Genomic DNA, 20,823 nt, shown 5'->3' on the forward strand with positions numbered 1-20,823 from the left:
GCGTGCTTGTTGAATCGAATTCGAGGCGGTACACTGAGGCGCTCAACAGAATAAGAATATGACATATGGAATTACAGCTACAACAGTTGCAAAAATTAATACATGACTTACCCCATGCGAAGCTTAGCCGCCTGGTGGTGTATTTGGCTGTTGTGTATATCGCATTTCTTTGTGCTAAGTTATTTTGGCTGCTCTGGCCTGTCCCTCAGACTCAGCCTTTGCCCACCCAATCTCAGATGTACGCGCAAACTTCAGCTGCGGTAAGCAGTCAAACCATTCTTGGCCACAACATATTTGGCAAGGCAAACGAAAAACCTGTTGTTGAAGCGCCCAAGCCAGTGATTTCTGATGCGCCTGAAACGCAATTGAATGTGCGTCTGACCGGCATCGTGGCGGTTAGCCAGGATGATGCAGCGGGTCTTGCTATTATTGAATCTCAGGGTCGCCAGGAAACCTATGTGGTGCAGGACCCCATCAAGGGAACGCGTGCAAAACTGGCTCAGGTACTGCCTGATCGAGTCATTCTCGACGTCAGTGGCCGGTTTGAAACCCTGATGCTGGACGGTATTGAGTTTAGTCGTCAGGTTGCCACGCCGGTACAATCTCGTCGCACTGCTAACCGCAACCAGCCAAAACAGATCAGTGACAAAGCCCGTGAAGAGCTAAAACAGCGCCGTGATGAGTTGCTGGCCGAGCCGGGCAAATTGTTCGACTACATTCGTATTTCGCCTGAGCGACGTAATGGCCAGTTGGTTGGCTATCGCTTACGTCCGGGCAAAGACCCCGAACTGTTTAAGAAGATGGGGCTTAAAAATAACGATCTCGCCATTGCTATAAATGGCTTCCAACTCACGGATATGAAACAGGCTATGTCAGCAATGAATGAGCTGAGAAATAGTACTGATGCCAATATCACGATTGAACGTGACGGCCAGACTGTCGATGTGCAATTTAGCCTGTAAAGACTATAATTTTGGAGTTATAAAAATCATGGGTAGAAAGCTACACCTCACAAAAATCAAAAAAGGGTTAGCTAAGTATGCAGCTCTGTTATTTGCGGCTGGATTGTCCTTGTCTGTTTCTGCGGTTGAGTATGCGGCCAACTTTAAAGGCACTGATATTAACGAATTCATTAATATCATCAGTAAAAACCTCAACAAGACCATCATCATCGACCCTAACGTTCGGGGTAATATTAATGTCCGCAGCTATGAGCTGATGGACGAAGCGCTGTACTATCAGTTTTTCCTCAACGTACTGGAAGTATATGGCTATGCAGTCGTAGAGATGGAAACTGGGGTGCTCAAAGTTGTGCGTAGCTCAGATGGTAAAAAAGCCAACGTACCTTTAGTGGGTGACGGTGACATTGATAACGGCGATGTGATGATCACTCGGGTTGTTGAGGTTAAGAACGTCAGCGTGCAAGAGCTGGGTCCACTTATTCGGCAGTTCAGTGACCAAAAAGATGGCGGTCACGTCACCAACTTTAACTCAGCCAACGTAATGATGCTGACAGGTCATGCTGCCTCGGTAAATCGGTTAGTTAGCATTATCAAGTCGGTGGACCAGGCCGGTGACCAGCGAGTTGATATAGTTCGCCTGAAGCATGCAACGGCCGATGATGTCGTTCAGGTCGTCGAAAAAATTTATAAAGACGGTGGTAAAAATCAGGTGCCACAGTTTTTAATACCTAAGATCGTTTCAGATAACCGTACTAACAGCGTCGTGGTCAGTGGTGAAGTGCAAGCCCGTACTCGCGCGATTGAATTAATTAAGCGCCTGGATGAAGAGTTGGAAAACCAGGGTAATACCCAGGTTTTCTATCTTGATTATGCGAAGGCTGAAGAGCTGGTTAAAGTGCTGCAAGGGGTGAGTAAAACCCTGCAGGAAGAAGCGCAGGGCGGCAGTAAAACTCGCTCTCGTAGCAATCAGAATGAGACCAGCATTGAAGCGCATGAAGATTCTAACTCACTGGTGATCACGGCACAGCCGGATACCATGCGTTCACTGGCCAGCGTCATCGAAAAACTGGATGTGCGTCGTGCTCAGGTTCTGGTTGAAGCCATTGTCGTAGAAGTACAGGAAGGCGATGGTATCAACTTTGGCCTGCAATGGATCACCGAAAAAGGCGGCATGTTGCAGTTCAATAATGGCACCACCGTGCCGGTTGGGGCACTGGCCGTGGCGGCTGAGCAGGCTCGTGATAAGACGGTTGTTCGTACTCAGGCTGGTACAGAAGATCCGACTAAGATAACCGAATACAACGAAACCGTTGAAGGTGATTTAGGCGGGCTGGGTTCCTTGCTGGGCGGCATCAATGGTCTGGCAATGGGCGTTGTGAAAAACGACTGGGGCGCGATCATCCAGGCGGTATCAACCGATACCAACTCGAATATCCTTGCAACACCTTCTATTACAACCATGGACAATGAAGAAGCGTCCATGATTGTTGGTCAGGAAGTGCCTATTATTACCGGCTCAACTGCCAGTGAGAATAACTCGAATCCATTCCAGACAGTTGACCGTCAGGAAGTGGGTGTAAAACTGAAAGTCACCCCACAAATTAATGACGGTACAGCGGTTCAGCTGACCATTGAGCAGGAAGTTTCCAGCGTCAGTGGAGCAACTGCGGTTGATATCTCAGTGAATAAACGCGCTATCAACACGACCGTAATTGCTGATGACGGCGGCATGGTCATCCTGGGTGGTCTGATTGACGAAGACGTACAGGAAAGTGTTTCTAAAGTACCATTGTTGGGTGATATTCCATTCCTGGGACATTTGTTCAAGTCAACCAACACGACCAAGCGTAAGCGTAACCTGTTGGTATTTATTCGTCCGACGATTGTTCGTGACAGCCGCAGTATGAACGAACTGAGCCATGCTAAGTACAAGTTTATCCGTAGTGAGCAGACTAAGCAGCGTGAAGATGGTATTGATCTGATGCCGTTACAGGATGCGCCAATTCTGCCGCAGTGGGACGATGCGATGGTGCTACCGCCAACGTACGAAGAGTTTCTGAACGAGCAAAACGAGAAGAACAATGACTGAGGCGGTACAGGAACTGATTGACGGCCATGATGAGACGGCGCTTGCGCTGGACGAGGCAATGGAACCAGAAGCTGCGTCGCATGTGCGTTTGCCCTTTGCCTATGCCAGACGTCAGAGCCTGTTGCTGAGTCAACAGCCAGACGGATTGAAAGTTTACTACAAAGGTCAGCCCTCGCTGGATGCACTGCTCGAAGTGCGTCGTATTGCCCAGGCTGGCTTTACCCTAGAGCAGCTGGATGACGATAAGTTTGAACTGCTACTGGAAGCGTCTTATCAGCGCGACAGCTCTGAAACACAGCAAATGATGGAAGACATCGGAAACGAAGTTGACTTGTTCTCATTAGCTGAAGAAATGCCACAAACGGAAGATCTGCTGGCAGCTGATGATGATGCACCGATCATTAAATTAATCAATGCCATGCTCAGTGAAGCGATCAAAGAGGGCGCGTCGGATATTCACATCGAAACCTTCGAGCAGGAACTGGTGATCCGCTTCAGGGTGGATGGTGTGCTAAAAGAAGTCCTCAAGCCGAATCGTAAGTTGTCTTCATTGCTGGTGTCACGTATCAAAGTAATGGCTAAGCTCGACATCGCTGAAAAACGGGTGCCGCAAGATGGCCGTATCAGTCTGCGAATTGCAGGCCGTGCGGTTGATGTGCGGGTATCGACCATGCCATCAAGCTTTGGCGAGCGTGTTGTATTGCGTCTGTTAGATAAGAACAATGCACGCCTGAATCTGGAAGACTTGGGTATGACAGAGCGCAACCGTGAGCTGTTTGCTGAGATCATCGCCAAGCCACACGGTATAATTCTGGTTACCGGCCCGACGGGTTCTGGTAAAAGTACCACTTTGTACGCAGGTATGACGCAGATCAACTCCCGCGATCGCAACATACTGACCGTAGAAGATCCCATTGAATATGAAATTCCGGGGATTGGCCAGACTCAGGTTAACCCGAAAGTAGATATGACCTTCGCCCGTGGTCTGCGCGCTATTTTGCGTCAGGATCCCGATGTGGTGATGGTCGGTGAAATCCGGGATCTGGAAACTGCACAAATCGGTGTTCAGGCATCTCTGACTGGTCACTTAGTAATGTCAACGCTGCACACGAACACGGCCTCGGGTGCGATTACCCGGATGGAAGATATGGGTGTTGAACCTTTCCTGTTGTCTTCATCACTGTTAGGTGTACTGTCACAACGACTGGTACGAACCTTATGCCCTAACTGTAAAGAAGCCCATCTGGCGGACGATCGCGAGTGTGAACTATTAGGTGTTGAGAAAGGGTCGCAAACGACCATTTATCGTGCAGTAGGGTGTGAAGAATGTAATTTCAATGGCTACAAGGGTCGAACCGGTATTCATGAACTACTGATAGTAGACGAGCATATTCGTGAGCTGATCCACAACGGTAAAGGTGAGCAGTCGGTAGAAAAGTACATTCGTACTTTCAGTCCGAGTATTCGTCAGGATGGGTGTGCGCGGGTACTAAAAGGCCAGACGACGCTGGAAGAGGTGATGCGGGTCACCCGTGAGGAAGGCTAATGGCTGCGTTTGAGTATCGTGCTTTAGATGGCAAAGGAAAAGAGAAAAAAGGCATTCTGGAGGCGGACACCGCCAAACAGGTCCGCCAGATGTTGCGCGAAAAAGCCATGATGCCGCTGGAGGTGTCTCCGGCTGCGGAAAAGGAAAAGTCGGCCAGCTCAGGCGGCTTTACCTTAACGCGAGGTTACAAGCCTTCGGTATCCGATATCGCCCTTATCACGCGCCAGCTCGCAACCCTGATACAGTCCTCTCTCCCAGTAGAAGCGGCGGTAATGGCCGTTGCTGAGCAATGTGAAAAGCCGCGCCTGAAACGTATGCTGATGGCTGTGCGTTCCAAGGTGGTGGAAGGTTACACGCTGGCCGATGGTATGTCTGAGTTTCCGCATGTCTTTGATAATCTTTATCGTGCTATGGTCGCGGCGGGCGAAAAGTCTGGTCATTTGGATCAGGTACTGAATCGCCTGGCGGATTACACCGAACAGCGACAGCACATGCGCAGCCAGATCACTCAGGCGATGGTGTATCCAACCATTCTGGTGATTTTTGCTATTGCCATCGTCTCGGTTTTGTTGGGCACCGTGGTACCGAAAATCCTTAAAACCTTCGAAAAGTCCAAGCAGGTACTGCCCTGGACTACTGAGTGGGTAATGGCTGCCAGTAATTTCGTTCAGGCGTACTGGATGATTTCACTGGTGGTGATATTTGGCAGTGTGTTTTTGAGCAAACAAGCCCTGAAAAGGCCCAAAGTCCGTTTTTGGTACGACGCTAAGCTTTTGCAGCTTCCCGGCATTGGCAAAATCAGCCGAGGCATTAACACGGCCCGTTTTGCCCGTACTTTAAGTATTTTGTCTTCAAGCTCGGTGCCATTGTTAGAGGGTATGAAAATCTCTGGCCAGGTACTCGAAAATGAAAAAATCAAAGCCGCTGTCACAGATGCGGCAACTCATGTGAGTGAAGGTGCAAGCCTGCGGGCTGCACTGGCACAAACAAAGCTATTTCCGCCCATGATGCTTCATATGATTGCAAGTGGTGAAAAGTCCGGTGAACTGGAGCAAATGCTTGAGCGTGCCGCCAACAACCAGGACAGGGAATTCGAAAGTATGGTCAGCGTTTCGTTAAAACTGCTCGAACCCGCCATGATTGCAAGCATGGCTGTTATCGTGCTGTTTATCGTAATGGCTATCCTACAGCCAATCATGGCGATGAACAAAGCAATTGGTCTGTAGTCAAATTAATTGCATATACAACATCAGCGTCTTGGCTTTTTGCCATGCGCCAACAGCATTGAGGTAAATAACGTGAATAAACAATCCGGTTTCTCATTATTAGAAGTCATGGTGGTTCTGGTGATCATCGGTATGATTATGTCAATCGTGGCACCTAACATCATGGGTCAGCAAGAAGAAGCAGCGAAAGAAAAAGCGATGCTGGACATTCGTCAGATTGAAGACGCAATGAAAATGTATAAGCTTAAAAACAAAAAATACCCAACTACAGAGCAAGGTTTGGAAGCGCTGGTGACACAAACCACCATTGATCCGGTGCCTAAGCGTTTCCCTGAGGGCGGCTTCATTTCTAAATTGCCTGAAGACCCATGGGGTAACCCTTATCAGCTGGTTAGCCCGGGTGAGATGGGTAAGATCGACATCTTCTCTATGGGACCAGATGGTGAAGTTGGTACAGATGACGACCTGGGTAACTGGGACAGCGAAGAAGACCGTTAATTCTTATGCGCACAGCAGTAGACGTTCAGCCGAGTGTGCAACAAGCACACTCGCCGAAGTTCGGTCGTCAGGCCGGGTTCAGCCTTATCGAAATTCTGATGGTACTGGTGATCATTGGCTTTTCAGTCAATCTGGTCACTTACACCTTGTCAGATGATATGGAAGAAGAACTGGAGCGCGAAGCGCTTCGACTGCACAGTGTGATTAACATGGCCTCTGAATTCGCTATTCTAAACCAAATTGAGCTGGGCTTTCATCTGGACAAGAAAAAGCTTGAGTTTCTGGTGTTTGATGGTGAGAAGTGGGCCACATTTGATGCGGAAGAACTTTACCAGGCCATAGACTATCCGGATGAGTATAAAATTGAACTCACTACCGAAGATCTCGCCTGGGCACAAGATAATATGCTGGAGCAGGCGAACTGGCGTGAGCTGATGGGCTCCGGTGACGAAGAAAGCTTACTGGAACTTAAGAAATTAAAAATCCCTCAGGTATTGCTGCTCTCGTCAGGCGAAGTGAGTGCGTTTCAGGTCAGCCTGGAGCTAGAGGAACAAAGCGAGCCCGTGTATTTTATTGAGGGCGAGTTTATGGCGCCGGTGAATTTACGCAAGGAGCCGGAAGACTCATGAACGGTCTGATTGCAAGAACTAGACAGGCAGGTTTTACACTGCTTGAGGTAATGGTGGCGCTCAGTATTTGTGCTGTTGCCGGTATTGCTGCGATGCAGGCAACGGGTGAGCACATTAACCACATTGGTACGCTGGAGCAGCAGGCTTACGCATCCTGGGTTGCAGAAAACCGCCTCGTCATGATGCGTGCAGGTGCCAAAGAAGGGGCTGTCAGAAATGGCCTTAAGGGCGACGAGGAAATGGGGGGGGTTACCTGGTATTGGTCTCAGTCCACTCTTGCAACAGCAGATCCGACTTTTGTAAAGGTCACGATTGAAGTCTTTTCTGATGAAAAACGTGAACACTCGGTGTATGACCTGACCACCTTTATCTACAAGAAAGGGAAGCGGTAATGCAGTTGCAGAACACTGCCCGGCAAGGTGGATTCACCCTGATTGAAGTATTACTGGCACTGGCTATTCTCGCCATGGTGGTGACGGCAACACATCAGATCCTTGATACCACACTCAGAGCGAAAGAGGCATCCGAGGAAACTGTGGCCGAGCTGGAGTCTTTACAGACGATGTTTCGTTTGATGGACCAGGATTTCAATCAGATGACCAAGCGAGAGGTGCGTAATGAGGCCGGAGACTTCAGCCCAACTTACATTCTTCATGGTCGTTATAATTTAAACAGCCAGTACGATGGTATTGCCTTTGTTCGGGACGGCTGGACGAACCCCATCAGTCTGCTTCCACGCTCTGAGTTGCAGGCTGTCGGGTACCGGGTTGTAGATGACAACCTGGAGCGTATTTATCGAATTTATGTTGATCAGCTGGACGGTACAGAGCCCCGTAGCCAGGTGATCCTTGAAAATGTAGAGGAACTCAAGTTTGAATTCCTTGACGACAAGCAAAAGTGGCAAAATAACTGGGATATTAAAGCCCTGCCGTTGGCAGTCGCCGTCACAGTGCAACAAAAAGATGCAGAGCCTATCAGGCGTATTTTCTTAACCCCCGGGGACGGTAAGGTTAAGCAGGCCAGCAGCGATGATGATAATCGCAACGGGAACAATAATAGCGGCGATAAGAATGATGATGGACAAAGGAGGGGCTAGCGTGAGATCTCAACGTGGTGCAGCGTTAGTCATTGTTTTATTCATTGTGGCTCTGGCGGCGACGATTGCGACGGAAATGACCATGAACCTGATGGTTCAGGTGCAAAAAGCGACCAATCTGCAAACCCACCAACAGGCAAAGTGGTATAGCTACGGCGCAGAAGAGTTAGTAAAGAAGGTCTTACTGGACAGTCGAAAAGATGAGCCAGATAAAGTGCATCTAGGCCAGCCCTGGGCACTGGAAGAAGTGCCCTATCCGGTCGACCATGGCACATTAAGCGGGCAGATCACCGATTTGCAGGCATGTTTAAACCTCAATGCGTTACGCAATAAACCGCAAAAAAATAGCGGTGGCCGAAATGACACAAACCCGGCACATAAAGCGCTGCTTGAGCTGTTAAAGAACATCGAAGACTTGCCAAGTGAAGAAAGCGAAGAGGCGATGGCAGACAGCGTGTATGACTGGCTGGATGATGACAGCATCACGTTCCGCTCTGGGGCAGAAGAAGATGAATATATGTCACTCAGAACACCGTATCTGACGGCGAATAACTTGTTTGCATCGGTTAGTGAGCTGAGGATCATCAAAGGATTTAATCCGCTGGTGATGGAAAAGCTATTGCCCTATGTGTGTGTTATTCCAGGTAACACTGAGCTGGCTATTAACGTCAATACGATACAGCCTGAGCAAGCGTTGTTACTGAGTGCGTTGATGGACGGGTTGAGTCAGTCTGGTGCGGAGGCGATTATTTCTGCACGACCGGAAAAAGGCTTTGACTCGATTCAGGAATTTTACGCTGAAGCTGCGAATCAAGGTGCTTCAGATAAGCAAAAGAACGAGAAAATTTTTACTATTTCAAGCAATTATTTTAAGTTACGAGCAAAGGCTCAGTTCGATGAGCGTTTGTTTCGCCTGACCTCAATAATCGAAATAAAAGAGGGTCGGGCGAGCATCCTAGCGCGTAAATTTGGAGGCGTTTAGTGTCAGAAAAATTGATGATCCGTGTGGGTCACTCACAACAAGAGCCGGTTCATTGGTTGGTCTGGTCGGCGCAAGATGCGCAGATCATTGCCAGCGGTGAGCTGGAACATGCCGGACTGCTCGGTGAGCTAAGCGAAAAAGCACAAAGCCGCTCGGTTGCCGTGTTGCTGCCTGCCTCTAGCGTGCAGTTAAAAACGATTGATTTACCGGCAAAATGGAACAGGAAGCTGGAGCAGGCTCTGCCCTTTATGCTGGAAGAGCAAATTGCCTGTGACATCGATAAGGCCTTTATTGCGGTCGGCAAAGCGGGTCAGCGTGATGAGCAGCACACCATAGATGTTGCCCTGTGTGACAAAACCTGGCTTACCGGCTGGATGGCGTTATTCGATGACTTTGATATCAGTGTGCAGCGTTTGATACCTGATGCGTTATTGCTACCAGTACCAGCGGAAAGTGCTGTCAGTGCCATTGAGCTGGGTACACAGTGGTTGTTCCGCACAGCTGAATGGCAGGTAAGCGGTGTTGAACCGGACTGGCTGGCGGGTTATCTGAGCTTATTGCCTGCTGAGCGCATACAGCATTTTAGCCCGGGTGAGGCACTGGAGTCTGAAAAGACATTAGAAGCAATGGAAAGTGAGTATGACTTACCCCTTGCGCTGTTCGCCAAGCAGCTGGAACATGAAGCGTTTAATCTACGTCAGGGTAAATTTGCCGCGAAGAAGAAGCAGCCCCAATGGTGGCGTGACTGGCGCAGTGGCTTGATTGCGGCCTCGGTCGCATTAGTGTGTTTTATTGCAGTCAAATCGACTCAGCTTCTCTTGCTACAGAATCAGGCCGATGAACTCAGTGCTCAGGCTGTTGCGAGTTACAAGCAGGCATTTCCGAATAAAGTCGTACGCCCACACCTGTTAAAGAAACAGATCCAGAATGAGCTGAACAGTTTATCTGGTGAACAGCAAGGCGGATTTCTGGAGCTGACAAACCACTTTGTGACGGTTTTTGACGAGGTGAAAAATTTTGAACCTGAGACCTTGCGTTATGATCAACGCCGTAATGAATTAAGGATCCGTGCTAAAGCAAATGGCTTCCAGGTATTTGGTCAGGTGAAGAGTATCCTCGAGCAGCGTGGTATGACAGTACAGCAAGGTGCCCTTAATAATGATGGCGATTACGTGATCGGTGAGATCCGCATTCGAGGTGCAGCATGAAACAGCAAGTGATCAATTATTGGCAGTCCCTCAAAGAACAGGAGCAAAAGTTACTGATTGTTGCTGGGGTTGTGTTCTGCGTATTTGTATTGGTAATGGGGATAATTCGCCCGTTGAACAATGCGGTTGAAAAAGCAGAAAAAGAAGTTGATAAACAACAGGCATTGGTTTCCTGGGTAAGCAAAAGTGTGACGCAATTGAAAAGTCAGAGTTCAAGTCGCGCTTCTGCGGGCAATGTGAACTTGACTCAGCTGGTCAACCGTACTCGCGGTAGATATAAAATTGCCATCAGCAAAATGCAACCCAGCGATAACTCACTACGTGTGAATATCGATAATGTAGAGTTTAACCAATTGATTGCCTGGCTGGACGAGTTGACCAATCAGCATGGTGTTAAAGTGGCTAACCTGGATTTGGGCAAAGAAGACGCCCCCGGATATGTTCGAGTTAGTCGTCTGGTATTAGAGAAATAAGTATGAAAAAGATCATCAGTCTGGTACTGGTTTTTTTGCTGGCGTTTAGCGTGTTTGTCGCAATCACTATGCCTGCCAGTATCGTTTTACAATTGTCACAAGGATCGCTGCCACGAGCCTTGTCTGTGGGCGCCGTGTCTGGCTCTATTTGGGAAGGGCGGATCAGCGAGGTGCGCTATGAAAACGTTCAGCTCAATGACGTTACTTGGCAGCTCAATGGTTGGGGATTGCTGACCGGCCAGGTGCAGGGTAAAGTCCGCTTTGGCTCACCCAGAACACTGGATGAAATCTCAGGCAACAGCAATTTCTCTATGTCACTGTTGGATAAGTCGGCCAAGCTGGATGATGCGATACTGCGCTTTAGTGTTGAGCAGGCTATGCAGCAGGTTACCCTGCCTTTGCCCGTGGATGCCAAAGGTCGTGTGATTTTGAGTATTGATGAATACTATACCGGACAGCCTTATTGTGAAGCGCTTAATGGTGAGATCAGTAGCCCGAATATTGATATCAAAGGTCTTACGGGTTGGTTTAGTATCGGTGATATGAGTGGCACATTGACCTGTAAGTCTGGTGATATCGCCGTGACGGTGGATCCGGAAAATCGCCTTGGGCTGCGTGCTGATGCAACCCTGGCTGCCAACATGCAGTTTCGCGTTGCGGGCAATATCAAACCGGAAGCTTCTTTACCTAAAGAAGTCCATGATGCAGTTAAATTCTTAGGACGTCCGGATAGCGAAGGGCGTTACCCGGTAAGCCTATAAACTATGATGACCTTTAGTTACGAGGCGCAGCATCAGGCTGCGCTCAGCGAGTATCTTGAGCAGCGTCCCGGAGCTCTGAGCCTGCGCGGCGTTGAAGGCTACCTGTTTGCGCTTATTTGTGGTCCGGATGGGATAGAGCCAGAACAATGGCTGAGTGAGTTGAGCCTGAATGACGCGGCGTTAGAAGAGCATACTGTGTTTGCTTTTTTAGCATTACATCATCATATCAGTGAGCAGGTTTTTTCTGGCCAGTTCACTGTGCCTGTGCAGGCAGACTCTCTGTGGGCTGAGAAGCAACAGTGGAGCCAGGGGTTTTTACTGGCCAGCCAGCAGTATTATGAACGCCTGATGAGTGCCCCAGGTGTATCACAAGAGCTGCTCCAGGCGTTGCAAATGGCCACTGAACAGCTGGCTTTTTTCAGTCTGGAAGAACAGCAAGTTGCGCAGTTTTGTCAACAGGGTGGGCATGATATGGCTGCTTTTTGTGCTGAACAACTAAGCCTTGCCAACGACTTTGCGCAGGGGTATGCCGCCCTGATAGAGCAAGTTGCTCTGGCCAGCGGCCTGTATAACGAGTAACTCAATTACATCAAATCAAGTGCGATGTGGGTGCAGCCTTTCGCGCAATGGGCACTGCCTTTAGTCCCCTCAGCACCGGTCAGGTCGAGTAACACAGGCTGATTGCAGTGTGTGCATAATACCGTCTGACCTTTGCTTAATTTTTTCAACAGGGCCTTTTGGTCATTAAAAGACTTAGCCCTGGCTTTGTTGAGTTGAGAAAAATCCATTACAAACCCGCCTGTTTCAATGAACTGGCTGCAATCTCACACACTGTCAGAAGCTTTGGACCGTAGAAATACATATTCAGCTCATTGCCTTCACAAAATTTCAGGTGAAACACCTTCATTTTTTCATTGGTTGACAGTGCAGACATGATGTAAGACTGCTCTGACTCCGTCAAAGTCAGCTCTTTGTTGATCTGCTGGCGGGCCAGTTTCGCGGCCATACTGTACTGAGCTTTGCTGGTATCTCCAAGCAGGTCTACACCATACTGGATCATTTGCTCGCGTGGCTCTTTGATGCTCGGATGGTCTATGGTGAACAGGGCCAGGATCACCACAACTAAAATCAGGTACTTTTTCATAACTGCAACTACTTTGATCTAAACAGCCAAAAGATGTCGCCAGTGTAATAAAATGAGGGAAATAAAAGCAAGTTTAGTGCTAGGAATTTTTTATTACTTAGTTTAGTTGCAATGCTGTTTTATGTCGGCTTTTCCCTTTAAAATGAGCAAGATCTAATCCAGATTGATATACTACACATATAAAATAGAGGTCACTGTAGCAAGTACCTGTCCCAGGCGCGTAAGGAGCTGTGATGGACAAGCAAATTAAGGTCAAGAATATCCCCGTCGACGTCAAAATCCATAAACCCGACGATTTACAACCAGACAGGTTTAACCCCCGCAACCGCATTTATGTCAGGGCCGTCACCGGGTTGCATCAGAAACTCAGAAAACAGATAGGTTTTATCGGCATGCTGGCCTTCATGCTGTTACCCTGGATCAATTTCAACGGCGAACAGGCGGTGCTGTTCGATATCTTTGAGCAAAAGTTCAACATTTTTGGTCTGACGCTGTGGCCTCAGGATTTAACCATTCTGGCTTTTATTCTGATGATTGCGGCCTTCGCCTTGTTTTTGGTGACTACTTTCTATGGCAGGGTGTGGTGCGGTTACACCTGTCCGCAAACGGTCTGGACCTTTATTTTTATCTGGTTTGAAGAAAAGTTAGAGGGGACTGCCAATCAGCGCAAGAAGCTTGATCAGCGACCTATGGACTTTGATAAGTTCTGGCGTAAATCAGCCAAGCATTTAAGTTGGATGCTGTTTTCCTTGTATACGGCCATTTCGTTTGTAGGCTATTTCACGCCTATCCGTACGTTACTCCCCGATCTGCTGATGTTCTCGGCCTCCGGATATGCGGCATTGAGCGTGGTGGTTTTCACTTTGTGTACTTATGGCAATGCTGGCTGGATGCGTGAGATCATGTGTCTGCATATTTGTCCTTACTCACGTTTCCAGTCAGCGATGTTCGACAAAGATACCTTTACGGTGAGCTATGACACCGAACGTGGTGAAAGTCGTGGTCCGCGTAGTCGTAAGGAAGATCCCAAAGCGCTGGGGCTAGGGGACTGTATCGACTGTAAGTTGTGTGTACAGGTGTGCCCGACAGGCATCGACATCCGTAATGGACTGCAATACGAGTGTATAAACTGCGGTGCCTGTATCGATGCGTGTGATGGTGTGATGGATAAAATGAACTATCCAAAAGGCCTCATCTCGTATACAACTGAGCGTAACCTGGAAAGTGGCAGCGACAAAACCAAAGCGGTGCGCGGGAAATTGATCGGTTACTTACTGATATTGATTGTATTAAGTGGCGCTTTGGTTGCTAATGTTGCGATGCGTAAGACACTCGATCTGGATATTATCAGAGACAGAAATCAACTTTACCGGGTCAATGTAGAGGGCCTGGTGGAAAATACCTACACGCTGAAAATGATCAACAAGGCACAGGTACCTCAGACTTTCCTGATCAGTATTCGCGGTTTGTCTGACTTCACAATCATTGGTAAACAGGAAATTCAAATCGCGGCAGGCTCAACCGTAGACCAGCCTTTATCGGTTGTGATTGACCCGTACGATTTGACGCTGCCGGTGACTGAGTTTGAATTTGTCATTACAGTGAAAGACGAACCTGAAGAGTTCATCGCACAGCCAACGAACTTTTTTAAAGGTCGTTAGCATAGATAGGGTACAATAGGGTAACTCATATACATCACAAAAGCGGGTTAGCCCGCTTTTTTGTTACTTGGCCCACCGCCATTGAGGTGTCGGGCTGTGAAAGGTAAAAATTATGACAGATTTCAGTTTTCAGAACTTAACGCCCGATCTGATCCTCGATGCTGTTGAAAGTGTAGGTATTTACCCCGAATCTGGATTACTACCACTCAATAGCTATGAAAATCGGGTTTATCAGTTTCGTGCTGATGATAACCGTCGTTACGTTGCCAAGTTTTATCGCCCCGAGCGTTGGCAGTCAGAACAGATCCAGGAAGAGCACGATTTCACACGGGCCCTGCAAGAAGCCGAAGTGCCCGTTGTCGCTCCCTTGCGTGTTGACGGACAAAGTTTGTTTGAGCATCAGGGCTATCGATTTTGTTTATTTCCCAGCGTCGGTGGTCGCCAGTTCGAGATGGATAATCTGGATCACCTGGAAATGTTGGGGCGCTACATTGGTCGTTTACACAGCGTTGCACAGCAGAGTGCGTTTGTGCACCGTCCCGCGATTAATGTTACTGGTTACCTGCATCAACCACGCAAGGACATTCTGGCGTCTGAGTGTTTGCCTGATACATTGCGGCTGGCGTTTACCACAGTGCTTGATCAGGTAATTAACAAGGCAGAAGAAAAATTTACACCAACCCAGCAGATCCGTTTGCATGGTGATTGTCATGCTGGCAATATTCTATGGTCTCAGGAACAGTTAATGATTGTGGACCTTGATGATTGCCGTCAGGGGCCCGCTGTTCAGGATCTCTGGATGATGTTAAGTGGTGACAGGCAAAATCAGGTCATGCAGCTTGATACCCTGTTATCCGGCTACGAAGAGTTTGCCTCGTTCGATACATGCGAACTGGCGTTAATTGAGCCGCTAAGAGCAATGCGTATGGTGCATTATATGGGGTGGCTGGCCAAACGTTGGCATGATCCGGCGTTTCCCCGGAACTTTTCGTGGTTTGCAACAGACAAATACTGGGAACAACAGATCCTGGCGTTAAAAGAACAACTTGCCGCACTGGATGAAGCGGCGATCAGTCTTTATCCATAAAAATTTAGAGAGAAGAGTAATGTTAAAATCGATTAAGGTTGCGCTAATTGCGTTGTGTATGCCTGTGCTGGCAATGGCTGCCGATTTCACGGATGGTAAACACTACCAGACATTAACAACGACAAAGAGTGAGTCGGCCAAGGTCACTGAATTCTTTTCCTTTTACTGCCCGCACTGCTTTCAGTTCGAGCCGGTAGCAAAAGCGCTAGAGAAAAACCTGCCAGCGGGTGCCGTATTTGAAAAAAGCCACGTTAATTTTCTGAACGGGCTGTCACCTGAAGTGCAAAGTTACCTGAGCTATGCCTACATCATTGCCAAACACCATGGTAAAGCGCAGCAGGTAAGCGATCAGATCTTCAACACCATTCATGTGCAGCAGGTACAACTTAAAGATCTTAAAGACATCAAAAAGCTGCTGGAAGCCAATGGGATCAGTGGCGAGCAGTTTGATGCTGCTATGGCCAGCATGCCAGTTATTAGCGCGGAAAAAGCCATGGTTGAAAAGCAGAATACTTTCAGCAAAGCGGGGGCACTGACAGGTGTACCGACTTTCGTTGTGAATGACAAATACAAAATTAACCTGAGAGAGCTGAGCAGTCAGGCTGAGCTGGATGAGCTGGTTAAACACTTACTAGAAAAATAATGGGAGCAGACCATGTTTAAATCAATTTGCGCCGCAGCATTGGCACTATTCCTACCTTTGATGGCAAACGCTGCCAATTTCCAGGAAGGCAAGCACTATGAGGTCGTTGCTGAGCGAGGCACTAAGAAGCCAGAAGTAACCGAATACTTCTCATTTTATTGTCCGGCCTGTAACAACTTTGAGTCCTTAATTGGTGAGTTCAAACCAAAACTCGACAGCGACGTGAAATTCAAAAAAAGCCACGTTGACTTTGTTGGTGTACGTGATCCTGAAATCCAGCAGATGATGAGTAATGCACTAGCGACGGCGTCAGTATTACCTCAAAAGGATAAGATCGTTGCGGCGATGTTTGCCCACTTACACGGCAAGCGTGGTAAGTTCAACGAGGTTGCTGACATTAAAGATTTGTTTGTGGCTCAGGGCGTGTCTGCAGAGAAGTTTGATAAACTGTACAAGAGCTTCTCTGTACGCACTAAAGCGAAGAAAATGAAGCGTTCACAAGAGCAGATGCAAGACAGAGGCGCGCTGACGGGTGTGCCGACTTTTATTGTCAACGGTAAATACAAGCTGATCTTGTCGCGTGAATCTGGTGTGACTTCACCGGATGACATTGCTGCTCTGATCAATTATCTGGCGAAAAAGTCCTAATCTTTAAGATGAAAAAAAACCCGCGATGAACGCGGGTTTTTTATTGCCTGCAGTCAGCTATTATTTTCTGGTCAGAAAAACGCCTGACTCCACATGGTGGGTATAAGGGAACTGATCGAAGATAGCAATACGCGATACCTGGTGGGTGTTGCACAGCATGTCCAAATCGCGCTCCAGCGTATCCGGGTTGCAGGAAATATAAATGATGTTGTCGTACTGACTGACCAGCTTACAGGTCAGCTCGTCCATACCTGCACGGGGCGGATCGACCAAAATAGTTTGGCAGTTGTAACTTTGCAGATCTATGCCTTTAAGGCGGGAGAACTGCTTTTCGCCTTTCATGGCTGCCGTGAATTCTTCACTCGACATACGAATGATATCCAGGTTATCCACCTTATTGGCTGCAATATTGTATTGTGCCGAATGAACAGACGATTTAGAGATCTCTGTGGCGAGTACTCGGTTAAATTGCCCGGCCAGGGCAATAGAAAAGTTACCATTACCACAGTACAGCTCCAGCAAATCATTTTGCAGTGGTGCGCACAGGTCTTGTGCCCAGGCCAACATCTTTTCATTTACTGCTGCATTAGGCTGAGTGAAACTGTTTTCAACCTGCTGATAGGTGTATTGTTTGCCATTGACGGTCAGCTGTTCAGTTACAAAGTCATCGCCAAACACCACTTTTTGTTTTCTGGCGCGACCAATAAAGTCGACTTTATAACTTTGTTGTAGCTCCTGACGCAAAACCTGCATGGCCTCTTGCCATGCGTCGTCCAGAGCTTTGTGATAAAGCAGGCTGATCAGCACTTCACCGCTAAGGGTGGTGAGATAGTCAATCTGGAACAGTTTACGGCGCAGGATCTCGTTATGGCGCAGCTTATCCATCATGACCTGCATCATTTCGTTTACCAGCGGTGCGCCCGGATCGAATTGATCAACGCGGATCTTCTCCTTGGTTTGTTGATCGAACATGATATGGAACAGATCGTCTCCATCATGCCAGACGCGGAATTCGCAACGCTGGCGATAGTGGCTTTTTGGGGAGTCGTACACTTCCAGTTGTGGCGCATCGAAGCGGGCAAATTGCGCACTGATCCGCTGTTGTTTTTCTGTCAACTGTTGCTCGTAGGTCGAAGTGTCAATCGTGATCACCGCCATATTAAAACCACCATAGTTAATGCAAAGAGGCGCTATTTTAGGATGCACTTTCGATTTGTCCAGCAAAGAGCAAAATATTTTGCTCTTTTATTGTACAATAGACTTAAGCTTAAGGCGTTTTGGCCGATAACCAACTATCAAGTAAAGCGGAGAGCAGACATGAAAATCGGACAGTTGAATCAGCTGTTGAATCCGGCGATGCAGCATAACGCGGGTAAAGCCAAATCGCTTATCCCTAATATGTCAATTAATACGGATAGTTACCACGGAAACAAATCTCAGGCAGCGGCAAAGATCCTCGATGATAAACTGGCGCAGGCGTTGGGGATCGAGAAAAAAGAAGAAAAAGACAAGCCCCTGTTTGATTTTGAAGAAATAGTCAAAAATGTGCTGGGGTTTGTCCAGGGGGCAGTTAAAAAAGCCAAGGCCGCCGGAGAAGACGACGACACACTCAAAAGTATGCTTGATCAAGCACGTAAGGGCGTGCAGATGGGTATTGATGAAGCGTCTGAAGATTTAAAAGGCACAGGCCTGTTTAATGATGAAATTGAGGAAGGCATAGAAAAGTCCCGCGAAGGGATTTTTAAAGGGTTGGATGAGTTTGAAAAAGAGCTGTTTGATCCTAAACCGCAGCAAGTATCAGTGAGTGCTGCACAGTTTGCCAGTTTATCTAATCAAGCTGAGTATGCCTTCACCACAGCTGAAGGCGACGAAGTGGTGATTTCTTTCAGTGATGCGATGAGTCAGTCGAAAGCGGCAAGCTATGCACGTAATGGCGACGGCGAAGGGTTTGCGTATGGTGAGCAAAGCAGTCATGAGCTTAATTTTTCCATCAGTGTGAATGGCGACCTCAACGAAGATGAGCAGGCTGCGATTAATGAGATGATGAAAGACATCCGCGATGTGAGCGATACCTTTTTCGCCGGTGACTATGATGATGCGTTTGCCAAAGTGCAGGAACTGGGAATTAACAGTGAGCAAATCGTCAATTTCACTATGGATCTGCGCCAGACCAAAACTTCCGCTGCGATTGCCCAGTATCAACAGAGTAATCCTATGAAAGATCTGGAAAAAGCACTGCAGCCATTGGATCAACGTCTTGAAGGGATCCATGATGAAGCGAAAGGACTGGGCATAGAAGCTCAGTTGCCGGATATCATGGCCTGGATAAACGAAGGCCAGGCGCGTCTGAATGAGTTTCTTGATTATGCTCAAGGGTTCTTTAGTGCACTTGAATCTCGTCAGGCTGATAAGCAAGATCAGCAAGTATAAAAAGGAGCTCAATTTCTCCCAGTTTAGGATTTGACGTAAGTATTTATTTTAAACCCTGACCGTGGCACACTGCGCGCGAACTGTAATTAAGGAGCGCATGTGCCACATATTCTTGTCTTTGATTCTGGTATTGGCGGAACCAGTGTGCTTACGCACATTCGTAACGCTTTGCCTCATGCCGACTACAGTTATGTGATGGATAATCAGCTGCTGCCTTATGGCTTGCAATCCCAGCAGACGATCCAGCAGCGTTTGGCTGCGCTCATCAAGTGGATTGACCGTGACCTGCACTCTGTCGATATTATCGTGATTGCATGCAATACCGCCTCAACCTATGCGTTGGGAGCAACTCGCCAATTAACCTCTATTCCGATTGTCGGAGTAGTTCCTGCGATTAAGCCCGCGGCATCAGCCAGTCGCGCAAAGCACATTGGGTTACTGGCGACACCAGCAACCTCCCGGAATATCTATACGCAGCAACTGATCCAGCAATTCGCCAATGAATGCCGGGTTGACCTTTATCAGTCGACTAAGCTGGTTGAACTGGCCGAGCAGTTTTACTGGTCCGGTGACATTGATCGGAAACAGCTTGTCGCTGAGATCAACCAGCTTAACTTCTCACCTGAGTTAGATCATCTGGTACTTGGTTGCACGCACTTTCCTATCATTGGCAAACCCCTGAGTGAGTCTCTTCCGGAGTCGGTAACTTTGATTGATTCAGGTACAGCGATTGCGAGGCGGGTGTATACATTACTTGCACAAGATAGTGTTGTTAAGGAAGATGAGGTTCAGGCTGAGTGTATAGGAATAAAGCAAGGAACACTGAACTGGTATGCAACAGCACAACAAGCACGCCTGGCTGGGCGGCCTGAAATCAGACTGATCAATCTTGATCAGGAATAATTGAAGCAGCTGGTTGGAGGACGCATTTCAGCATGCTCAAATCCAGGAGCATGCTGAAATGCGGCCATGAAAAAGGGGTAGTAACCTGACTGGTACTACCCCTGTTAGTGTGTACAACGAGCTGTTATCAAATTAAAGATCAGTCCTGATCGTTAGTAGTCAGCGATTCTTGTTTTTGTTTCGCTTCTCTGACTTTTAACGTGCGTTGCTGAAACTCAGATTCATTGAGCTCGTTGATGGCTTTGAGGGCATCTGGCTGCGGCATTTCAACAAATCCGAACCCGCGGCGTTTACCTGTATTCTTATCTTTAAGCAAACGAACCGAAAAAACTTGCCCTTTTTCTTCAAACAAATCTCTGACGACCTGTTCATTTGCTCTGTAAGGTAAATTACCGACATACAGTGTGGTTGTTTCTACTGTTCCACTGACGTCACTGCCCGTATTTCCTGTTGAGGAAGCGAAAGCTGATGCTATGCCTCCGATGATGATACCTAGCGCCAACAATAAGGCGGGATCAATTTGACTGTTTAGTAGTACAAAATGGCCAAGCGCATAACTCAATATTGCCAGGAGAAGTACAGTAAACAGTGTCTTACGATCGAGAATATTCATAAGGATCTACCAAAAAACGTTGAATACACATTAATTTAACAAGAAAGGTTGCTATATTAACGACTTAATCAAATATCGCAATAATTAAATATAGAACCTGTTGAAAAGATTGCACCTTCTTGATGGATTTACCGTCAGTATTGAGGGTTTAAAGATAAATGATCAAAAAGATCCAAAAAAATGAAAAAAGGGGTTGCATCGTTTTTCGATTTCCCTATAATGCG

At 47.7% G+C, this 20,823-nt stretch carries 23 protein-coding genes; 19 read left to right on the forward strand and 4 right to left on the reverse strand.

The features are described from left to right. The first annotated feature begins 65 nt into the window (after nt 1-65). The 13 genes from gspC to CWB99_RS21025 all read left to right on the forward strand — a co-directional run bounded on the left by gspC (nt 66) and on the right by CWB99_RS21025 (nt 12,049). A complete protein-coding gene (gene gspC, locus CWB99_RS20965) occupies nt 66-962 on the forward strand; it encodes a type II secretion system protein GspC (protein WP_138551724.1) in 897 nt (298 codons plus the stop codon). Nucleotides 963-990: 28 nt separating this feature from the next. Next, nucleotides 991-3,051 carry a type II secretion system secretin GspD gene (gene gspD / locus CWB99_RS20970; RefSeq protein ID WP_138551725.1) on the forward strand — a complete coding sequence of 687 codons (2,061 nt, stop codon included), beginning with the start codon at nt 991-993 and terminating at the stop codon, nt 3,049-3,051. Between the two features lie 58 nt (nt 3,052-3,109). Continuing rightward, nucleotides 3,110-4,597 (forward strand): type II secretion system ATPase GspE, encoded by a 1,488-nt coding sequence (gene gspE / locus CWB99_RS20975; RefSeq protein ID WP_128064772.1) that lies wholly within the window; start codon nt 3,110-3,112, stop codon nt 4,595-4,597. Continuing rightward, on the forward strand, nt 4,597-5,823 hold the full coding sequence (gene gspF / locus CWB99_RS20980) for a type II secretion system inner membrane protein GspF (protein WP_138551726.1): 1,227 nt from the start codon (nt 4,597-4,599) through the stop codon (nt 5,821-5,823). The genes gspE and gspF overlap by 1 nt, the downstream gene beginning before the upstream one ends. A gap of 72 nt (nt 5,824-5,895) precedes the next feature. Next, a complete protein-coding gene (gene gspG, locus CWB99_RS20985; protein ID WP_054017544.1) occupies nt 5,896-6,321 on the forward strand; it encodes a type II secretion system major pseudopilin GspG in 426 nt (141 codons plus the stop codon). Nucleotides 6,322-6,326: 5 nt separating this feature from the next. Then, nucleotides 6,327-6,950 (forward strand): type II secretion system protein, encoded by a 624-nt coding sequence (locus tag CWB99_RS20990; protein WP_171045416.1) that lies wholly within the window; start codon nt 6,327-6,329, stop codon nt 6,948-6,950. Further along, entirely contained in the window at nt 6,947-7,342 is a 396-nt protein-coding gene (gspI, locus tag CWB99_RS20995) for a type II secretion system minor pseudopilin GspI (protein WP_138551727.1), read from the forward strand. The genes CWB99_RS20990 and gspI overlap by 4 nt, the downstream gene beginning before the upstream one ends. Then, nucleotides 7,342-8,046 (forward strand): type II secretion system minor pseudopilin GspJ, encoded by a 705-nt coding sequence (gene gspJ / locus CWB99_RS21000; protein ID WP_138551728.1) that lies wholly within the window; start codon nt 7,342-7,344, stop codon nt 8,044-8,046. The genes gspI and gspJ overlap by 1 nt, the downstream gene beginning before the upstream one ends. Beyond that, nucleotides 8,027-9,028: a type II secretion system minor pseudopilin GspK gene (gene gspK, locus CWB99_RS21005; RefSeq protein WP_138551745.1), complete on the forward strand. Its 1,002-nt coding sequence runs from the start codon at nt 8,027-8,029 to the stop codon at nt 9,026-9,028. Before gspJ ends, gspK begins: the two co-directional genes overlap by 20 nt. Then, a complete protein-coding gene (gene gspL / locus CWB99_RS21010; RefSeq protein ID WP_138551729.1) occupies nt 9,028-10,236 on the forward strand; it encodes a type II secretion system protein GspL in 1,209 nt (402 codons plus the stop codon). The genes gspK and gspL overlap by 1 nt, the downstream gene beginning before the upstream one ends. Next, nucleotides 10,233-10,709, forward strand: coding sequence for a type II secretion system protein GspM (gspM, locus tag CWB99_RS21015; RefSeq protein ID WP_138551730.1), 477 nt, complete (start codon nt 10,233-10,235; stop codon nt 10,707-10,709). Before gspL ends, gspM begins: the two co-directional genes overlap by 4 nt. Before the next feature lie 2 nt (nt 10,710-10,711). Beyond that, on the forward strand, nt 10,712-11,470 hold the full coding sequence (locus tag CWB99_RS21020) for a type II secretion system protein N (protein ID WP_138551731.1): 759 nt from the start codon (nt 10,712-10,714) through the stop codon (nt 11,468-11,470). A gap of 3 nt (nt 11,471-11,473) precedes the next feature. Then, nucleotides 11,474-12,049, forward strand: a complete 576-nt coding sequence (locus tag CWB99_RS21025; RefSeq protein WP_138551732.1) for a UPF0149 family protein — start codon at nt 11,474-11,476, stop codon at nt 12,047-12,049. A gap of 5 nt (nt 12,050-12,054) precedes the next feature. Here CWB99_RS21025 and CWB99_RS21030 read toward each other — a convergent pair whose 3' ends face one another. Then, nucleotides 12,055-12,258, reverse strand: coding sequence for a hypothetical protein (locus CWB99_RS21030; protein WP_138551733.1), 204 nt, complete (start codon nt 12,256-12,258; stop codon nt 12,055-12,057). Continuing rightward, nucleotides 12,258-12,614, reverse strand: coding sequence for a hypothetical protein (locus CWB99_RS21035; RefSeq protein WP_138551734.1), 357 nt, complete (start codon nt 12,612-12,614; stop codon nt 12,258-12,260). Before CWB99_RS21035 ends, CWB99_RS21030 begins: the two co-directional genes overlap by 1 nt. 233 nt (nt 12,615-12,847) lie before the next feature. Here CWB99_RS21035 and ccoG point away from each other — a divergent pair, with 233 nt between their 5' ends. The 4 genes from ccoG (at nt 12,848) to CWB99_RS21055 (ending at nt 16,653) form a co-directional block, all read left to right on the forward strand. Beyond that, nucleotides 12,848-14,275, forward strand: coding sequence for a cytochrome c oxidase accessory protein CcoG (gene ccoG, locus CWB99_RS21040; RefSeq protein ID WP_138551735.1), 1,428 nt, complete (start codon nt 12,848-12,850; stop codon nt 14,273-14,275). 112 nt (nt 14,276-14,387) lie between these two features. Beyond that, nucleotides 14,388-15,362: a serine/threonine protein kinase gene (locus CWB99_RS21045; protein WP_138551736.1), complete on the forward strand. Its 975-nt coding sequence runs from the start codon at nt 14,388-14,390 to the stop codon at nt 15,360-15,362. A gap of 19 nt (nt 15,363-15,381) precedes the next feature. After that, nucleotides 15,382-16,005 carry a thiol:disulfide interchange protein DsbA/DsbL gene (locus tag CWB99_RS21050; protein ID WP_138551737.1) on the forward strand — a complete coding sequence of 208 codons (624 nt, stop codon included), beginning with the start codon at nt 15,382-15,384 and terminating at the stop codon, nt 16,003-16,005. Nucleotides 16,006-16,017: 12 nt separating this feature from the next. After that, on the forward strand, nt 16,018-16,653 hold the full coding sequence (locus CWB99_RS21055; protein ID WP_138551738.1) for a thiol:disulfide interchange protein DsbA/DsbL: 636 nt from the start codon (nt 16,018-16,020) through the stop codon (nt 16,651-16,653). A 60-nt stretch (nt 16,654-16,713) separates the two neighbouring features. On the opposite strand, the gene trmA is transcribed toward CWB99_RS21055, so the two are convergent. Further along, nucleotides 16,714-17,811: a tRNA (uridine(54)-C5)-methyltransferase TrmA gene (trmA, locus tag CWB99_RS21060; RefSeq protein WP_138551739.1), complete on the reverse strand. Its 1,098-nt coding sequence runs from the start codon at nt 17,809-17,811 to the stop codon at nt 16,714-16,716. Between the two features lie 159 nt (nt 17,812-17,970). Here trmA and CWB99_RS21065 point away from each other — a divergent pair, with 159 nt between their 5' ends. Together CWB99_RS21065 and murI are read left to right on the forward strand one after the other, a co-directional pair. Further along, nucleotides 17,971-19,083 (forward strand): DUF5610 domain-containing protein, encoded by a 1,113-nt coding sequence (locus CWB99_RS21065; RefSeq protein WP_138551740.1) that lies wholly within the window; start codon nt 17,971-17,973, stop codon nt 19,081-19,083. Between the two features lie 99 nt (nt 19,084-19,182). Then, entirely contained in the window at nt 19,183-19,986 is an 804-nt protein-coding gene (gene murI, locus CWB99_RS21070) for a glutamate racemase (RefSeq protein ID WP_138551741.1), read from the forward strand. A 139-nt stretch (nt 19,987-20,125) separates the two neighbouring features. Here the strand turns inward: murI and CWB99_RS21075 are convergent, their stop codons facing one another. Continuing rightward, nucleotides 20,126-20,599, reverse strand: coding sequence for an RNA recognition motif domain-containing protein (locus CWB99_RS21075; RefSeq protein WP_138551742.1), 474 nt, complete (start codon nt 20,597-20,599; stop codon nt 20,126-20,128). Nucleotides 20,600-20,823 lie beyond the last annotated feature (224 nt).

Origin of the sequence: Pseudoalteromonas rubra (assembly GCF_005887095.1) — a bacterium.
Taxonomy (GTDB): domain Bacteria; phylum Pseudomonadota; class Gammaproteobacteria; order Enterobacterales; family Alteromonadaceae; genus Pseudoalteromonas; species Pseudoalteromonas rubra_E.